We start from the raw sequence: 17,118 nt of genomic DNA, 5'->3' as shown, positions 1-17,118 counted from the left end.
CGGGAGCAGTACCCGCAGAGTTCACGACGTGCCAGCGGGAAGGTGATGCTTCCCCCGGCGGACCCGGTCCGCTGGCACGCGTCGCTCGCGGTCCCTGGGGAGGGGCCAAAGGCGGCCCCGCCCCGGCCGGGGAAGGTGACGAGCAAGCCCCTCGTGGGCCCTATCCGATCTGGTCCCCGGTCGCCGGCGGGAAGCCACGCCCTCGTGGAGTAGTCCGGCTCATCTCGCCCCACTCTCCATGGGGAGGCCGCGGGTTCGAATCCCGCCGAGGGTACGCACCACGTCTCAACACAGCTCCCCGCGAGCGGTGGCCCGACCCCTGCCACTGCGGGACAGGCGACCCGCCCGGTCTGAGACGACCGCGCCCCGACTCGCTTCCCGCCCCGTCGCCCGCCGAAGCGGTCGTCACGCCCTTCCGCATCCCGAGCGGCTCTACGGGGACTTGTCCCGCCGCCCTTCCGGGCGGCCGTATCACGGCGCTGCCGGAGAGGAGCATGAACCATGGGGGCCTACGACTTCATCACCACCGGCGAGGGCGAGAACGTCGAAACGGCGTTCTTCAGCGCCAGGGAGGACGCGGCCTGGGAGTTCGGGCACGGCGGGTACACCGGGACGATCGCCGAGAAGCGCGACTTCGTGCTGATCACGGAGAGCCCCATGTCTCAGGACGCCGCCGAGACGTGCGCCCAGAACCTCCTGGAAACCGATGACGAGCGCATCCGTGACAAGTGGGGGCCCGCCGGTGCGATCCCGGTGGATGACGGCACTTGGCTGTTCGTGGGCTACGCCTCTTCGTGATTCCCCGATTCGAGTCCCCGCAGGAGCACCCGCTCGACGTTCCGGCCCCGCCGTCCACTACCCAAGGAGCGCACAGATGGCCCGCTACCGCTGCCGGCCGAACGCCATGCTCGCCGCGCCGATCGTCACCCTGCCCACCGCGATCGCCCGCCATCTGTGCGCCGACCTTCTCGGCCGACCGGATCCGGCCTGGCACTGCCTGGCCCACCTCGTCACCGCCCAGCTCTTTCCCGGCAGCGCCCGCCACACCCTGACCCTGCCCCCGCGCGACCTCCACGACCTGCTGGGCGTTCTGCTGGACATCTCCATCGACTTCTCCAGCGCCACGCTCTCGCCCAAGTCGTGCGGCTTCACCGAAGCCGACATTCACGAAGCCATCGACCTGCACCAGCACCACTACGGCCCTCTCCTGGACGACTGACCAACAGCGTCCGGCTCACGCCTACCGCAGAAGATGCCACCATCACGAACGGAAGACCGCATGGAACTGCGTCAACTCCGCGCCCCCGCCGACCCGGGATTCCGTCTCGACCTCGACGGCACCGCCCAATTCGTCCACGAGGGCTACACCGTCGCGCTCCAGGTACGCCGGGCCACGCCCGAGGACGCCCTGTACTACTACCAGCCGGCGGAGCACGATTCCGACGACGTCGTCATGACCGGCACCGTGACGCTGGAAGGCACCGAGGTGGGCGCGGCCCGCGCGGTCGCCAACGAGCGCGAGGGCCACAGCATGAGGGAGGCGCTGGAGGAGGTCCTGCGCGATGCGGTCGCCGACGTCCGCCGTACCGTCGCCCGCCTGAGTGCCTGCGTGGAGCAGACCGACCGCAAGCACAGCGCGGATCACCCGTAACTCCTCATCACCGTCCTCGCCAGCCCGTCCGGCGGTCCACCCTCGCTGCGTTGCCAGGCGGCCCGCCGCGCCGAGCGCGGCCCTCCCGCCCCATCGTCGCTCGCCTTGCCCCGGGGCCCCGTTGGATCCGCGGCCAGGGCTCAGGCCGGCTGTTCGGGGCGCGTCCGATTCTGTCCGGCGAACTTCGGCGGACGTCGAGGGCCGGCCCGGGGAAAGCGTGGGGTCCGGGTGCGGTCACTACCCAGTGCCTGCCCCGCCGGGCCACGTGTACGTGGCCGCCCTAAGGCCCTTCACTCGCCCGAGTGAAGGGCCTTGCTGTTGACGAAGCGGCTTCTCTACAGTTCAGAAAGTGGCCGGACGTAGCCGCCGCCCGCAACGCAAGCAGGGGGCCGAAGGTGCCCTGCATCAGCGTCGCTTGCCGCCCCTGTGTCAGGGGATATGGCCGCACCCCGCACGGGAGACCCGCGCGGGGTGTCGGCTCTTCTACCAGCCTCTTCGAGGTCCTGGACCCGGAGCGGCTGGACCAGGAGGCCCTCAAGGTCGTTAAGTCCGTCGAACAGGAGCTCGCCGGCCGGGCGGTGGCCGCCTACGAGGATCTCGCCAGCGGACGGTGAGACCTGGGGCACGCCCACGGCTGCCGGCAGGGAAGAAGCGGACGGCCCGCCCGCGCAACGTGCGAGGAGCGCGGACGGGCTCCGGTCCGGATTCTCCCCTGGCCGACCGTGCGGACGGACACCGACAGGCCGCAGGACCTCGTCCTGGCGCCCACCGTCCCCAAGCCCGCTCGTCGATGCTGCCGGGGCCCCGCGCGCCGCCGGCGAGGAGCAGGCCCGGCACGCCGACGCGGACGCCGACAAGGACGCCGCAGGGGCGGACGCCGGGTCAAAGACCGTCCAGGACACCCCCGCGGACGACGGCACGGCGACGCGCACCGACGCGGACCCGGACCCCGACCGCGCCACGGACCCGGACGCCGACACCGGCACGGACCCGGATGCCAGCACGGACCCTGCGCGACCACCTCGGACCCCACCCATCCGTCCCGCCTTCCACGGGCGTCTGGCCGGCCGGGGTCATCCACTGCTCCGGATCCGCGACCGGGACTCGGGCCAGCGCCGTCCACCGCTGTCCGGTGGTGTCCGAGACCGTCCGATTCTGTCCGGTGAACGTCGGCGCCCGGTTCGCAGCGCTCGGGACCTGAGTCCAGCCTCCTTGCGGTGTTCCCCCTCGGACCTGCTCGTCCGGGGGGTTCCACCGTGGTCGGTCCGCCTGTTGAGCGCCGAGGTCCGCCGCCGCGCACCGCGCTCCCGTCACCTGCCGACGGCGCCGTACGGCTCCCGATCACGGTTGCGAGCCCGGAGTTGCAGGCCCCGCAACACCCCAGACCGCGCGTCGAGGACGGCGGCCCACCGGCGACCCCCTCGGATGTCACAGGGGCTCGCTGTCACGCTGTAATGTCACGGCCGTCGGAGAATGGCTCTGACCTGCACAGACGTTGGGTTTCCGGTTACCTGCACGGCGGGCGTGACAGCGTGACACCTGATGCCCGCCCGCGGGCGGGCATGGCCGCTCGCGGCTCTCTCCCGGGGAGCGGGGGCTGAAGGTTGGGCCCCGGAGGTGTGCGGCCACGGCATAGACCGGCGGCTGCGACGTTGGCGTCGTCTCCGGGCGGCGGCGGGACCGGGCGCGTTCCTCATGCCAGCCCTCTCGCGGTTCCCGGCGCCGGACCGGGAGACCCGTACGACGGACGCGCTCCTCCCGCTTCTCGTCACCGGGGTTGCAGCGCTGCTGCCCCCACGTCCCGAACCCCGGAGGACGCCGTGCAGCAGGCCGGACGGCACGAGCCGGCTGCGCCTGTGCTGCAACGCGGCGCCCACCCCGGTGCTGCTGCCCCTGCGGGCCTGCGGCCGGGTGCTGCACCAGACGCCGAAGGGCAGCCGCTGCAGCCGCGAGACGCCTGCTGCTGCCCCTCACACCCCGGGCAGCACCTGCTGCTCGCCGCCGCTGCACCCGCTGGCGCCCCGGTCGCGGCTGCGCGGAGTACGGCGGGCCGTGCTGCACGCCGCGCCGAAGGGGCCGCTGCTGCTACCCGATGTGCGGGACTTCGTCGTCGCCTGTGCCGGTGAACAGCATGAACAAGTCCACCCGGCCCGCGGTGTTCCTGGCTTTGCCGTACGCCTCCAGGGCGGTTCCAAGGCGGCGCCTGACGTCGTCGTCGACCAAGGCTTCGCTGAAAGCCGGTCCTGGCGGGAAGAGCCGGTGGGCGTCCGCGTCCTCCCGCCGCAGCAGGGCGAGGGTGGCGTCGTGGATGCGGGCCGTCCCCGCTCCAGTTCGCCGGCTTCGCGCGCAGGGCTCCGCGTTTGCCGGCCGCTCGGGTTGTCCACCCGCTCTCCGTTGCGGGCCCCGCTCCGGGCTGGCTGTCCAGTCTGGGGGTCGCCCTCGGGCTCAAGTGCACCGTCCACCCGGTCCCAAGATCCGCAGCACGTGTGCGCGTATCCCGGAGGCTCCTTGTGGCGTTGGGCGGCACGGACCCGGTGTCACGCAGACTCCGGCCGCGGACGGAAGGTGAGCGGCATGGGCGCAGTACAGGCGGAAGACATCGTCCTGGACCCGGCGGAGGCCGAGGGGGAGGGGTACCGGCGCGTGCTCCTGACGCACCTGACGAGCTGGGTGCAGGAGACCACGGGGGTGGTGACGGACCCAGACCGGTGTGACAGCGCGAGCCTGGAGCAGGCGCTGAACGAGGTCAACGGCGTGGTCTTCGAGATCGAGATGGAGACGGAACGCAAGCCGCTCGGCTTGGAGGCCGAACAGCTTCTCGTGACGGCGGAGCTGATGATGCGCCGGGCCGCGGGATACACCGGACGCGACGCGAAGGCGCAGATGCGGTGTTCGCGGGCTGCGGCGGAGATCGCCAACGAGGCCCACGAGTTCTACAAGACCCGCGACGAGGAGTGACCCGGCCGCGCCCGCCCCGCACCCGCCGGGCCGGGGGGCCGGGGTGTCCGGTTCCGGCCCGCGCGCGGGCCCGCCGGCTCTACGGTGCACCGGTGAGCGACGAGACGATGAGGCTGGCCGGTGGGGACGAACTGCCGGTGGTCGGTGAGGTCCTGGCTGCGGTGCTGACCGCGCAGGGCGTACCGGGGTTGCGTGCGCTGGAACTCTTGGAGGACGCGCGGCGGGTTCTGACAGGCGGTTTCCTGCGGCGGCCGGCGGAGGTCGCGGAGTCGTGTCTGCGTGGCGCCGCCGATGCGCTGCTTAGCCTGCCGGGCGCCCCGGAAGCGGTGGGCCTGAAGGCCGCGGCCGCCGCTCTGCTTGACGCGATCGACGCCCGCCCCGGCCTCGGCCCGTCCCGCGTTCCGGTCGGGGCGGCGGATGACGGGCCCCTTGCCGCGCCGAACCGCCCGGTGCCGACGGGCGAGACTGGCGCCGCCGGCCGCGGCCCGGCTGCCGGGCCCCGGGAACCCGCCGCCGCATCGCGGCAGTCCGCCGTCCCGCCTGCGGCCACCTCCGCCGGTGGCGCGGGCATGAACGGCGCCGAGGAGTGCGTCCGCCTGCGGGAGGCGGCTGACGTCCTGCGCGGGCAACTGGCCCGGCCTGGCGGCTACCACCGGGCCCGGGCCGCGGGGATCGCCGAGCGTCTGATGGGCGTCCCACTCGGCGCCGCTCAGGAGGAGGCCCTGGGCGTGTGGCCCGAGCTGTACGCGAAGACCTCGGGCACCCTGCACGGCGGCGTTGCCGACCCGGCCCGCGCCGCCGCTCTCTACCGGCAACTCCTCGCCGCCACCCGCCAACTGCTGGTGCCGCTGCCCGGCCGCGCCGCGCGGGTCCTCGAGCTGGCCGCCCTGAAGGAGCCGGGCGAGGCGGAGGCGCGGGAACTGGCCGGCTGGGCGGACCCGCGCGCCACCCGGTTCTTCTTCCGCTCCGGCCCGGCCGCGGCCTGGCTCCCGCTCCTTCACCAGCACGCCCCGTACCTGCTCCTGGCCGACGAGACAGCCGGCGTCTGGCCGGCCGCCCCGTTCCTCGAGCACCTCGCCATCGCATCCCCCGAGGCCGCCCGGCCGTGGCTGGCCGCCCACGCCGTCCCACTTGCAGCCGCCGGCCCGTTGGTGCTGGGCGCGCTGCTGCGCCTGGCCGACGCCGGCACCCTCACCCCCGCCGATATCCAGCGGCTGCTCCCGCACGTCACCGCCCGGCCCCCCGCCGGGGCCCCGGCCGAGGAGGCGAGCCTGGAGCGCCGGCTCGTGGCCGGCTGGGCGGGCAATCTCCCGATGGCCGTGCGCGACGGGGACTGGCTCCTCGTCGTCGAGGAGTTGCTGAAGGACACCGTCGACCTCGGGCACGCCGGCTTCCTGGCCTATGCCACCGCGCGCCGGCGCGCGCACGCCGGCCACGAGCCGCTCCCCGAGCTGACCGAGGTGCTCCGCCGGGAGTGGGCCGCCCGCCTGCCCGACCACGACGTCACGGGCCTGCTGCGGGAGCTGGTGGTGACCGTCCACGCCGGCGCTGGCGAGCCGTTCCGCTGGGCCCGCGCGGTCCGGGGCGCTCTGGCGGGCCTGCTGCGCCGCGACATCGAGGCGCCCGTCAGACAGTCCTGGCCCGCCTCCGTCGACCTGGACGAGGTCCACGTCCTGGACGCCAGGGTCTTCCTGGGCCCGGTCCTCGACATGGGCCCGCTCCTGGCCCGCGCGGTCCTCGACCTCGCCGCGGCGGACGCCGCGGCCGGCCTCCCCCTTGCCGAGCGGATGCGGGCCTGGCCGCGGATCGCCGCCGCGGATGCGCACCTGCACGACCGGGTGCTCGCCGCCCACCTGGCCGCGCACCCACCGGCCCCGGGCACCGACACCGCGGGCGAGGGGGAGTGGTGGGACCGGGCGGTCGAGGTCACCGCGCGGCTGCTGGCCGGCCGCCCGATACCGGAAGGCGCCCGGCTGGCCGCCCTGGTGCTGAACACCTGCCCGCCCGGCCGGGCCGCCGACCTGAACCTGCGGGCACGCGCGGCACTCGGCCCGGCCCCTGCCGCCGACGAGATCGACCAGGCCCTGCCCGCCGCCCCCGACGCGGCCCAGGCCAGTGGCCGGACCGAGCCGCTCGCCTCCTGGCTGCGCATCTGGGCCTGGTCGCCGGTCCTGCCCGCACCGCTGCTCACCGGCTTCGCCTCGCTGCTGGCCGCGCTGCGCCGGCAGGGGCCGGCCGGCCCGCCCGACCCGCGAATCGCAGCCCGCCCGCCCTCGCGCCATGACACCGTCGTCGCCTTGGAGGACCTGCTGGAGCTGGCCGCCGCGGCCGGCCCGCTCGCGGCCGCCGCCGCCCTCGCAGGTGCTCCGGACGCGGGCGCCGACGGCTACGCCCGCGTGCTGCAGCGCCTGGTGGGGGCCGCTCCCGCCGCCTGGACCGCCGACGTCCCCCAGGTTCTCGCCGCCCTGGCCCGGCCGGAGCTCGGCGCGTTCTACCTCGCCGCCACCGCGAGGGCCGCGCGCCACCCTGACGCCTTCCCCACGGGCCCGGCCGAGGCCGTCCTCGCCGCTCTTAAGCTGAGCCGCGCCCTGCCCGCCCCCGCCAGCCCGCATGTCCCCGACGCCGCGGAGTTCGCCGGCCGGGCGTGGCTGGCTCTGCTCGACTTCGCGTGGCGCACCGGTGGCGACCTCGGCGGTGACCTGCCGGCCGTCCTCGACCACCTGCACACCCTCGCCGAGCCCCTCACCCGCCCCGCCGCCCCGCCACCGCCCGCGGGAGCCCCGGCAACACCCGCTCCCCGCGCCGCCGGCCCGGCCGGCGACAGGACAGCCGGGGATGAGGAGAAACTGCCCGCCGGCCTGCTGGACACCCACCCGGCGGTGCGCGCGCTGGACTGCCTCCTCGACTACGCCGCCGGCCACGCCACCGAGGACGGCGCGATGCCCGGCGACGTCCTCCGCCTCGTCGCCGACGTCCTGGCCGCCCGCCCCGACGACGAGGCCGTCGCCACCGTGATCGGCGCGCACCTGCCACTCCTCCACCGCCGCGCCACCGCCTTCACCGCCGACCACCCCGAGCTGTACGCCCTCGACCCCCAACGCCCCTCACCGGCCGCCGCGTGGCTGGACCGGGGCAAAACCGATCCGCTGCTGCTCGCCGCCCTGGACCGCGGCCAGCTCCTGGCCGCAGTGCGCGCGAACGTGTACGGCGCGGCTTCCCGCGTCGCGTTCGCTCTCCTGCTGGAGGAGCCGCCCAACCTGCTCGGCGACCCCGCGGACACCTGGCGCGAGTTGGCTGCCGGCCCGGACGGCGCCGCGGCCGTCTCCCCTCTGTTCATGCCGCTCGCCTTTCCCCTGCAGGGACGCCCGCGTGCCGGTGACGCCGCGGGGGACCCGGCCGCCCGAGCCCCCAAGGACATCGCGCGCGCGTGGTGGACGGCGGCGCTGGAGGCCGACCTTCCGCCCGGAGCGCTCGCCGGTGCCGGCTGGTTCACCCTTTCCGCCTTCACGGACGAGGTATGGCTGCCCCTGGCCCGGCGCAGCGCCGAGCACACCCCCGCCCAGGACAATGCCGACAAGGTCGCCGAACGCGCCGCCGGCCACCCGCGCAGCCCCGATGCCCTGCTCCTGGCCGCGCACCTGCTCACCCGCCCCGCCCCCGGCCCCTTGTACGACGCCGACGTCCGCCGGCACGCTCGGGCCCTGCTCCGGGCCGCCACCGCGCTGCCCGAGGCCGAGCGTCCCGCCGAAGCGGAACAGCTGCGCCGGGCCCTGGTCGAAGCAGGCGAGGTGGACCTCGCGCAGACGACTGACCGGCCAGGCGCCGCCGCGTCGGGAATGATCGAGGGATGACCGACGACCTCCCCGCCAGCCCGGCCCCCCAACCGGCGCCGCGTCCCCACGACCAGGACGAGCTGGGATCCCTGCGGGCTCCGCGCCAGCTCAGCGTGGACGACCACATGTTCACTGCCCCCATGCTGCCGGGGACGTTCCGGCTGCAGCTGTTCACTGCTCCCGGGACCCGCCCGGTCGCGGTGGCGACCCAGATCGCCCTCGCGGAGGGCATGGGGCTGATGAACGGGGCCGAGAGGTTCGCGGGCGCGGTGTGGGAGCGGCACTGCCCCGACCAAGACTTGCCGCCGGTGTGGGTGGAGCGGCAGATCTGGCCGGAGGGCTCCCGTCAGCAGACCCGCTTCCGGCGCGTGGTGTTCGCTGGCGCCGACCGCTACCGCCCGCACGGCCCGCGCTGGTCAGTGATCACAGAAGAGGAACTGCAGGATCTACTCGGCGCAACCGTCGCCACCGACCGCGGTGCCGACTACGTGCCGCGGCCCGCCGAGCCGGGACCGCGGCTGGTGTTCGCCGAGTTCGCTGTTGCCCACCTCGCCCGGCCGCGTCCGTTCCGCGAGCCGGCGTGCATGCCGGTCGGGGTGCCCGCGTGGCGGCGCTGGGCACGTCAGATCCTGCCGCGCCGCACCGCCCGTACCTGCTGCTGGTACCACGGCGGCGACTGGCACACGGTCAACGCGATGGCGCGGGAGGTCCTGCAGCGGGCCCGCGCGCTGTCCGTGGAGGCCGACGACATGGAGGAGTTCGCTGTCGCCCACGCGACGACGGCCGGTGCCACCCGGTGGGAGACGGAGGCGCTGGCCACCCTGTTCAACACGGCGGACGCGATCCAACCCTCCAGCGACACTGGCTACATCAACGGCCAGCACCGCGCCCAGGCCATGCTGGAGGCCGGCGTCCGGCGCACCGTCGTCCTGCACCTCGTCGACGAGACGTAGCCCTGACCGCCGCCCGTACCGCCCCCGCCCGGGAGCCGCGCCGGCGGGCTCGACGCCCCCGCACCTGCTCCTGGGCCGGTTGGGGGCGGCGGGCTGGCGCCGGTCTCCTGTCGATCCTGGCCAGAGCGCCGAGGAGACGGCCCGGTGAAGGAGCCAGCTCAACCTACGCAGGCTTCGCGAGTCCGGTGTCCGCATTGCAACTTCGGGTAGACCAGACCGACTTCGATCGGCATGGGCTTTCCTGCCTTCCCGCCCACCACCGTCTGGCAGCTGTAGCCGGATATGCCGAGCATCGGGACCAGGACGGCCTTCGGGATGTTGCTGCAGCGCACAAGATCGGGCCCGCCATAGTTGTTGTAGACCTGGTTGGCGGCACCGTCCCGCGTGAGAATGCCCTTGCGGGGTTCAGCGCTCCACTGGACCGGCCTTCCGTGCGCGTCTGTGGCCTTGCCTACGATGACGTCCCACTCGACCTCCAGGCCCTCGAATGTGCTCACGCACACAGCCTCGCCGCCGTCCTTCAGGACCAGGTCGGCAGGGCATCGGGCGGTGGTCTCCCCGTCGGTGTTGGCCATGTCGAGAGTCTTCCCCCGCAAGCCGACGGCGACGACCTCGTGGAAGACGTCCCCGGGCTGCGCCAACGGCATCAGAAGGTCGGACGGCTGCCGGACCGGACTGGCGACGGCCTGGGGCAGCTCGGGGAAGGAGTAGTCCTGCGCGCTGTAGTCCTTCGAACCGACCCCGCAGGCCGTGAGGAACAGGGTCAGGCCCCCTATCGCCGCAATGATCCTCTTCGTACGCATGCCCGAACCCTAGTCGGCCTCTACCCACCCTCAGTGCTCTTGCGGCGGCCGCCGAGGGGCCTGGCCTGCAGTTCAGGCAAGTGCCCGATCGCCGCGCCGGCAGCATGCAAGGCCCTGCGTTCCGCCCGGGATGCGGGCCGGGCCCCTGCACGGATCCAACCTCCTCCCACCTCGTACGCCGGTCCCCAAGAAGAGGTGTCCGTTCGCAGAGTGCGGTGTTCAGTCACATCCCCTGCGCGGCTTCCACGGCTCCTCACGCGCCCCTTCGGCCTGCTGATTCGACCCATGGTCGTCCGATCAGATCCGTACGGTGGTGGGGTGACATTCAAAATCCCATCGCCAACCCCGGATCCCTCGCGAATCCGGGCCGCAGCAGCGGCGCTGGACTGCCCGGCTGAGCTGCTCCCTGCGGCGGTGGCCGCGTTCACCGGCGCCCCGACGCCGGAACCCGGCCCTGCCCGGGACCTGTTGCGCGCGGCGTTCGCGGTCGTGGACCGGGTGCCGCGGCACGAGATCGGCACCGGTGACCTCACGATCGCGGCCCAGGACTGGCCGGCGTTGTCGGTCACCGTGCCGGTGACCCCATGGCAGGCGGCGACGCTGGTGGACCGGTTCGTGGACCTGCTGCGCCCGCTGACCGTGCACCGACTGCGCGAAGTAGCGGCCGGGCTGGGGGTTGAAGCCGGCGCGCTCGTGCACCGCCTGCAGAATGCCGAAGATCAGGATAGTCGGGGCGAACCGGACGTATCGGCAGGGTGGGCGGGTCGCACGCTGCACGAGGCCTTGGCCGCAGGCCCGGACTGGACCGCCGCCCTTCGGGTGTGGACGCTGGCGGTACCCGAACTGGCCGCCGAGGACCCGGCCAACTGGCCGCTGGTATTCGAGGACGCGCTGCGCGGCGCCGTCCTGGAGATGTTGGCGCAGGCCGCCGACGGTCTGCTGAGGGCCTCCCGCTTCACCCCGGCGTCGCTGGAATGGGTCGCTGACGGCAAGGGCTTCACCGCCCACCAGCCCGTGTCCGCCTCCTCCCACGGCCTCCAAGCCCGCCTGCAGCCCGCTCACCCGAAGGGTCCGCTGCTCCCGGGCTGGGACCGGCCAGTATGGCCCGCCGACGGCACCAGCTGGACGCCGCCCAGGGAGGCTTGGCGATGGGAGGTCGGATGGCCGCTGCCCGACGGCACCTTCCAGGGACAGGCCGGGTACTGCGCGACCGAGCCCTCCCGAGCGCTCGCCCGGTTCGCAGCCGAACAGACCATCGCCGAACTCCTGCCAGGCGCCCGAGGGCTGCGGCAGAGCTTCACCGGCCGTCTGCTGGTTCCGCGCCGGCAACCGTTGACCGGAGACGACCCGGCCATGCGAGTGGTCACCCTGCGCTCGCTGCTTCTGGGCGCCAGCAGGGCCGACCCGGACGACGCGGCGCCCACCCGGGCCCAGGCATGGCAGCGGATCGCGGAGAACATCAGCCTGCCCGCCCCCTGCCCTCCGGAGTCCGCCGCGGCGGACGAGCGCACCCTGCAGCAACTGCTGCACTTCCTCGCCGTCCAGGCCGTGGTACTGACCCCGCCCGCACACCGCTACCTGTCCGGACTGGACCACCATGCGGCCCCGCTGTCCATGGACCACCGGCACGCCCGCGGACTGCGCCGCGCGATGGAGCCGGCTACCGCCCAGGAGGCTGAGCAACTCGAAGCAGACCTGGGGCCGCTACCCCCGGGCACCGAGTGGACCGACCTGCTGGACCCGGCTCTGCTCGAGGCCTTCCTGGATGCGAGACCGTAGTCGGCGGTGCCCGAGACCGGCCTCGGCCCGGCATGACCGGGCGCGACCGCTGCAAGCCAGCTGCGAGCTTCGGGCCGGGGCCGAACGCGGGGGCCCGAGCGGCCGAGGTGTCTGGACAGTGCGATGCGCTGGGCTTCGCCCACCCTGGAGGGGCACGTAGTTCCATCCCGGGCTGTCAGTGCGCTTTGGCAGACTCCCCTTGCCCGATCTACTACAGGATGGACGACTATGCGCAGCGAGTACGTGAACCCCGACACCAAGGCGGCGATGGCGAGGGCCGGGTATCACGGGGTGCCCGGCCGCACCTACCACTCGCCGCTCCCTGACGAGCTGGCCCCCTGGTACCTCTACGAGCCGTCCTCGGGACACTCCCTCGCCGTCATGATCGAGTCACTGTGGGAGCCGGAAGCGGACCCGAACCAGGAGTTGGCGCTCGCACCAGTGAAACTCATCCTGCGCTGCCCGTGGCGGATCGAGGGGGGTTGGATCGTCGCGGACATTCCGTACGACGAGGTGTTGGGTGTGATCTCGGAAGACGAGGACGACGAGTACTCCGACGGCGTCACGGAAGGCGCCCGGGGCGGCTCGGAGCAGGCCAGCACGGCGATGGTCGTAGGCCAGCCCTACCCGGGTGCCCTGGTGTTCCCCATTCCCGACAACTCGCAACTGCTCTTGACGCCGACCGCGGGCACCCTGCAGGTGTTCCTGGGCGGGCCGGGGGAGGCGACGACCAACGCGTTCCGGGACGGAAAGGCGAACTTCGCGCTCGTCCACTCCGACCACGCTCTGCTCCTCATGTTCCGCTTCGACTTCCCCGACGGCCGTCCAGCGCGGTGGTCGGATGCAGAGTGGGTGGCCGACCCCCAGGAGAAGGCGGGCTACAAGGCCGGGGTGCCGGGGGCGCCGGGCGGCCCCTTCACGTTGGCGGTCCACCTGACCGATGCGCAGAGCGGCATCGTGTCGGTGAACAGGTTGATCACGGTCCCGGCCCGGTTCGCGGACCAGTTGCGCAGTGCGGTCGCCGCCCAGCTGAAGGCAGGCCCCAATCCGGCAGCGTCACTGAACGACCTGGACGGCTGGTACCGGTTTACACAGCGCGATCTACGCAACCGGGCGGTGGCGGACTTCCGGTCCACGAAGTCGGGCTGATCCGCAGCAGGTGCGGAGCACCGCGCCGGCTCGGGCCACTGGGATGCCCATCCCGTAGGTAAGGGGTGGGGAACCTGCCCGAGCGGGCGAAGAGCCGCGGGCAGGGGCCACCCCAGTCCCGACCACGCCCCTCCAACGACCACCCTGCCGTACTGAACGGTCCTGGGCTGATCAGGCGCTGGTGTCAGTGGCCCCCGTCATCCTGATGACAAGCCCGAGGAGGAACGACATGGTGGAGATCGTGGTGCCGAAGGTGCCAGGGGACGAAGGCGCGGACGTACACCGCAGCGCACGGTGGATCGTCACCGGCATCCGCGAGCAGGGCGAGGCCCGGGAGCGGTTGGAAGGGACCGAAGTCGGGCACGGTGCCCGTATCGAGACCCCCGCCGGGTCGTTACTGCTCGTCATGGACAAGCGCCCCACCGGCTACAAGGACGGCCGCCACAAGCGCTACATGACCTACAACGCGACGCTGACACTGCTGCTGGTGGAGGAGACCGGGCTGCGGGACAAGCCTCTTTGGACCCGTCAGTTCGCCTCCGAGAAGGGCGCGTTCGGCTCCTCTGGAGCCGGACAGATCACCAAGCACCTGGTCACCCACCCACCCGTAGCGGACTTGAACGTGCGCGAGGTCGAGCCGGGCCCAGGGCGGCCGAACTGGGCGGCCGGGCCGTGCCGCTGGTGCGGCGTACAGGTGGCCCAGGGCGCCGGACGAGTCGTCGGCCACGGCAAGGAGGCTGAGGTCGAGCACCCGCTCCGCTTGTGCCGCCAGCCCGCCCAGCTCGTGACAGGGCAGGACTGCGCGCTCTGCGGGATCGCCTGCGTGCAGGGGTCCGCCGAGTGGGTCCAGGTCCGCGACTCGGAGTATGGGCAAAGGTGGGAGGCCCGTCACCGCGGCGACTGCGCGCGGTGGCCGAGCCCCGAGGAGGAGGCGCAGCGCCAGGAGGAACTGCGCCTGCAGCGCGAGGAGCAGCAGGAGGCTGAGCAGAAGCGAGAGGCGAAACGGAAGGCGGACCGCGAGGCGCGGGAGGCCAAGCGCCGGGCCGCCGAGGAGGAAGAGCGCCGGGCTGCCCGGGACGTTCAGGAACGGGTGCAGCGTCTCGGGATCAAGGGGTCGGTCGACGTGGCCACCCCGTTCGACAAGGGGGTGGACCCCTCCACCCGACTCCGACTGGTGGAGCGCCGGCTGACCCTCAGCGACGACACCACCGTCACCGTCTGGGACGTCGAGACCTACGGCGACGGCCGCCCCACGGGGGTGTACGAGGACGACGGCGGGTACGAGCCAGACGACCGGGGCGGCCGGTACTACCGCCTGTCCGACGCCCGTGGCGAGTACCAGCGCCACAAGTGGGCGCCGCTGCCGTACACGCCGCCCAAGCGCCTCCGCTTTGAGCCCGCAGCCTGTCCCTCCGACCCGTCGGTGAAGCACTGCGACCACTGCGGCACAACCTCCGCGCCGGGTGGCTGGATGATTGCGAGTCTGGGCCTGTCCTGCGATGACGCCGACTGCTACGACGCCATGGCCAATGAGCGTGGAGCCCATGCCCGCCGCTACCACCGCGCGGCCTAGTCCGGATGGTCGGGTTCCCGGCCCAGCATGGCCGCGTGCCGGCCGCGGGCGGATTCTGCGGTACGCCTTCCGCGATCTTCCCGCCTGGTGCGCTTCCGCCGTTCGCTGCCGCGCAGCCTGCTCCCCCGCGCGCTGCTTGGCTGCCGCGGTCCTGCGCCTCGCCGTCTCGTTCCGCGCCCGGTGCCCGCTAGTCGTCCGACTCCGGCACGGCGAGCCGATGCCGCTCACAGGCACCGGCGGGCCGGGGCCGGGGTCAGGGCCTGGGGATCTCCTCGATGCGTTCACGGTTGAGCAGGTACAGGGGCAGGTACGGCTGGTCCGGAGCGATGGGGAACCCATGGTCGAACGCGAGGCATGCCATGGCCAGCGGCCCCAGAGCCACCCGCGCACGTGGCGCCGACGACTCGCCCCAGTAAGTGCCGTGCTCCGTCAGGGCTTCGCCGAGCGTCTTGGCGAAGGTGTCGTGGTCCCGCGCGACGAGACGGTGGAAGAGCGCGATTGGCTGGTAGTCGATCCCATTCACGAACTCCATGGGCGCATGGAACGCTTCACCGGGCCCGGACGCCTTCATGGTGGCGACCAGCTTCTCCACGACCTCGTCCATGGAGCCGTGCTCGGAGAAGTACGTCTGCAGCGTGTCGATCCAGTGCAGCACGTACGCGTCGACGCTGTCGTCCCGCCGCAGCGTCTCCAGCGGCACCCGGCACAGCCGGCGGATCCGCTCCCCCTGCCGGCACACGATCGCCACGTAAAGGGCGTCGAGCCAGGCACGGCCATCCGCGGGTGGCACGGCGGGTATGGCTGGCAACCGCTGGGCGAGGTCATCGCCCAGGTGGCAGTTCTGCGGCTGCGCGCCGGTGAACAGGGCGGCGCCGAGTTGTACGGCGGCGGCCCAGGCATCCCAAGTCTCGACCTGCGACGCCCTTGGGTCGGTGGCGCAGCGGGCGTGCGCGAGGGTGAGAACGGAGGCGAATGCGTCTCCCACCCCGTCGCCCGGATCCTGGGCGAGACCCGCTATCGCCTCCGCTGCGGCGCGGGTGATCCCGTCCGGATCGGGAGCGGCCCGCTCGGCGGCGGTACGGGTGGCGAGGCGGCCGTCGCGGCTGAGACGGACCAGCCCCTTCAGCAGGCCGAGCAGCGGCTGAGGCGGTTGGATGGAGAAGGATCGGGTGTCCGTGTCGATGACCGTGAGCGACGTAAGTCCACCGCGGTGCCACCAGTAGACCTGCGGTGAAAGGGCCCCCGGCCCGTCCTCGAAGGCGCCAAGTGCGTAGCTGGCCAGGGAGTTGAGGGCGTCGATCACCGTGCCGTCGGCGATCGGGTGGTACACCAGATTGTGGCGGCTGGGCATGACGACCAGGGCGCCGGCCTGCGGAAGCGACTCGCCGGTGACCCGCAGGACGGCTGCGGACAGGTACAGAGCCAGGCTCCCGACGAAGGGCGAGTCACCATAGAAGGAGTGCAGAATCGTCCCCTCGACGGGGATCTCCTCGTGCGTGACGGGAACGCGCATCAGGTTCTCGTACGCAGCCCGCCCCAGCTCTTCCAGGCCGACGCGCTCCACGTCCGGGTCGGTGAGGACCCGCACGTCGGTGGGCCGGTCGAGGGCGTAGGCGAAGACGAGGCCGTCGGCCACCAGGCGCGCGTAGCGCAGGGAGCCGGCGATCTCACGGGTGATCGAGTTGACGGGCAGCAGTCGGGCGTACGTGCCGCGCAGGAGTTCGTCGTTGTCGGGAGTGTGGTTCGGGATCATTCGTCCGACTCTACGAAGACAACGTGCAGGTGACATAGCCCGGGGCGATCTCCGCGGGTCGGCCCCCTGGCGTCCGGCGTCCTGCCGCACGTCCACGGCCCCGCCGTCCGCCGCCCGCCAGGCCCGCCGCCGTTTGACCGCTGCGCCCCGCCTCGTCTGCTGGCCACCTGGTCGCCGCCGGGGTCGCCTTCAAGCGCGAACTGCGGTCACTGCAAACGCCATACTGGGTTTCTGCCTGCTCGAGTTCAAGGTCGCCGTGAACGGCACCACCACGACCACTGTCCTCGATGCCGGCGTGCGGTAAGTCTCGCCTCTGACGGATCACCGTCCGCTACTCATGAAGGAGACGCATGCCCCCCGTCCCACCCCAGATCCAGGTCGATACCCGCGACATCGAGGTGGTGTCCGTTATCGGCGACGACGTCGCTTCACTACTCACCGCCGCTGGCCGGTGGGTTGCCGAGCATGAGGGGGTGTGCGTGACGTCGATCAACCTCGTTCCCTTTTACCTTTGCCCGGACCAGTGCGCACCGACGGAAGACCAACCCGGCGTCCGACTAGATCTCACCCTCGACGTCTCCGGCAGGCGGCCGTAGCGCTGGTCGCCGCAGTCGGCCGTCACGGCCGGGGCCCGGGCGACGGCGACTGAGGAGAGGCCGACGTGTT

13 protein-coding genes and 1 tRNA gene are annotated in these 17,118 nt (G+C 72.8%); 11 read left to right on the top strand and 3 right to left on the bottom strand.

The genetic code is table 11. The annotated features are described in order from the left end of the window. Positions 1 to 198 precede the first annotated feature (198 nt). From OG435_RS45565 to OG435_RS45545, 5 genes are all read left to right on the top strand, one after another. Positions 199 to 274 (top strand) — tRNA-Glu (locus OG435_RS45565). Between the two features lie 227 nt (positions 275 to 501). After that, the gene (locus tag OG435_RS45560; RefSeq protein WP_266887225.1) at positions 502 to 798 is read left to right on the top strand and encodes a hypothetical protein; all 297 of its coding nucleotides are present in this window, start codon (positions 502 to 504) and stop codon (positions 796 to 798) included. Positions 799 to 874: 76 nt separating this feature from the next. Next, positions 875 to 1,219: a hypothetical protein gene (locus tag OG435_RS45555; RefSeq protein ID WP_266887223.1), complete on the top strand. Its 345-nt coding sequence runs from the start codon at positions 875 to 877 to the stop codon at positions 1,217 to 1,219. A 60-nt stretch (positions 1,220 to 1,279) separates the two neighbouring features. Beyond that, complete coding sequence (locus OG435_RS45550; protein ID WP_266887221.1) at positions 1,280 to 1,651, top strand: hypothetical protein; 372 nt, start codon at positions 1,280 to 1,282, stop codon at positions 1,649 to 1,651. Positions 1,652 to 2,046: 395 nt separating this feature from the next. Beyond that, the gene (locus OG435_RS45545) at positions 2,047 to 2,265 is read left to right on the top strand and encodes a hypothetical protein (protein ID WP_266887219.1); all 219 of its coding nucleotides are present in this window, start codon (positions 2,047 to 2,049) and stop codon (positions 2,263 to 2,265) included. Positions 2,266 to 3,736: 1,471 nt separating this feature from the next. Here the strand turns inward: OG435_RS45545 and OG435_RS45540 are convergent. Next, positions 3,737 to 3,874, bottom strand: coding sequence for a hypothetical protein (locus OG435_RS45540; RefSeq protein ID WP_266887217.1), 138 nt, complete (start codon positions 3,872 to 3,874; stop codon positions 3,737 to 3,739). 351 nt (positions 3,875 to 4,225) lie between these two features. Between OG435_RS45540 and OG435_RS45535 the strand changes: the two genes are divergently transcribed. The 3 genes from OG435_RS45535 (at position 4,226) to OG435_RS45525 (ending at position 9,395) form a co-directional block, all read left to right on the top strand. After that, entirely contained in the window at positions 4,226 to 4,609 is a 384-nt protein-coding gene (locus OG435_RS45535) for a hypothetical protein (protein WP_266887215.1), read from the top strand. A gap of 92 nt (positions 4,610 to 4,701) precedes the next feature. Further along, the gene (locus OG435_RS45530) at positions 4,702 to 8,460 is read left to right on the top strand and encodes a hypothetical protein (protein WP_266887213.1); all 3,759 of its coding nucleotides are present in this window, start codon (positions 4,702 to 4,704) and stop codon (positions 8,458 to 8,460) included. Further along, positions 8,457 to 9,395, top strand: coding sequence for a hypothetical protein (locus OG435_RS45525; protein WP_266887211.1), 939 nt, complete (start codon positions 8,457 to 8,459; stop codon positions 9,393 to 9,395). The genes OG435_RS45530 and OG435_RS45525 overlap by 4 nt, the downstream gene beginning before the upstream one ends. A 158-nt stretch (positions 9,396 to 9,553) precedes the next feature. Here OG435_RS45525 and OG435_RS45520 read toward each other — a convergent pair whose 3' ends face one another. Continuing rightward, the gene (locus tag OG435_RS45520; protein ID WP_266887209.1) at positions 9,554 to 10,198 is read right to left on the bottom strand and encodes a hypothetical protein; all 645 of its coding nucleotides are present in this window, start codon (positions 10,196 to 10,198) and stop codon (positions 9,554 to 9,556) included. Positions 10,199 to 10,612: 414 nt separating this feature from the next. Between OG435_RS45520 and OG435_RS45515 the strand changes: the two genes are divergently transcribed. The 3 genes from OG435_RS45515 (at position 10,613) to OG435_RS45505 (ending at position 14,699) form a co-directional block, all read left to right on the top strand. Continuing rightward, complete coding sequence (locus OG435_RS45515; protein ID WP_266887207.1) at positions 10,613 to 11,977, top strand: hypothetical protein; 1,365 nt, start codon at positions 10,613 to 10,615, stop codon at positions 11,975 to 11,977. Positions 11,978 to 12,205: 228 nt separating this feature from the next. Next, on the top strand, positions 12,206 to 13,126 hold the full coding sequence (locus OG435_RS45510) for a hypothetical protein (protein WP_266887205.1): 921 nt from the start codon (positions 12,206 to 12,208) through the stop codon (positions 13,124 to 13,126). Between the two features lie 229 nt (positions 13,127 to 13,355). Then, positions 13,356 to 14,699, top strand: coding sequence for a hypothetical protein (locus OG435_RS45505; RefSeq protein WP_266887203.1), 1,344 nt, complete (start codon positions 13,356 to 13,358; stop codon positions 14,697 to 14,699). A 253-nt stretch (positions 14,700 to 14,952) separates the two neighbouring features. Here the strand turns inward: OG435_RS45505 and OG435_RS45500 are convergent, their stop codons facing one another. Continuing rightward, positions 14,953 to 16,452, bottom strand: coding sequence for an immunity 49 family protein (locus OG435_RS45500; RefSeq protein WP_266887201.1), 1,500 nt, complete (start codon positions 16,450 to 16,452; stop codon positions 14,953 to 14,955). Between the last annotated feature and the right edge of the window lie 666 nt (positions 16,453 to 17,118).

Source organism: Streptomyces sp. NBC_01264, from assembly GCF_026340675.1.
In the GTDB taxonomy this organism is placed as follows: domain Bacteria; phylum Actinomycetota; class Actinomycetes; order Streptomycetales; family Streptomycetaceae; genus Streptomyces.
The sequence above is the reverse complement of the archived record's forward strand: the minus strand, read 5'-3'. Positions and strand labels throughout refer to the sequence as shown.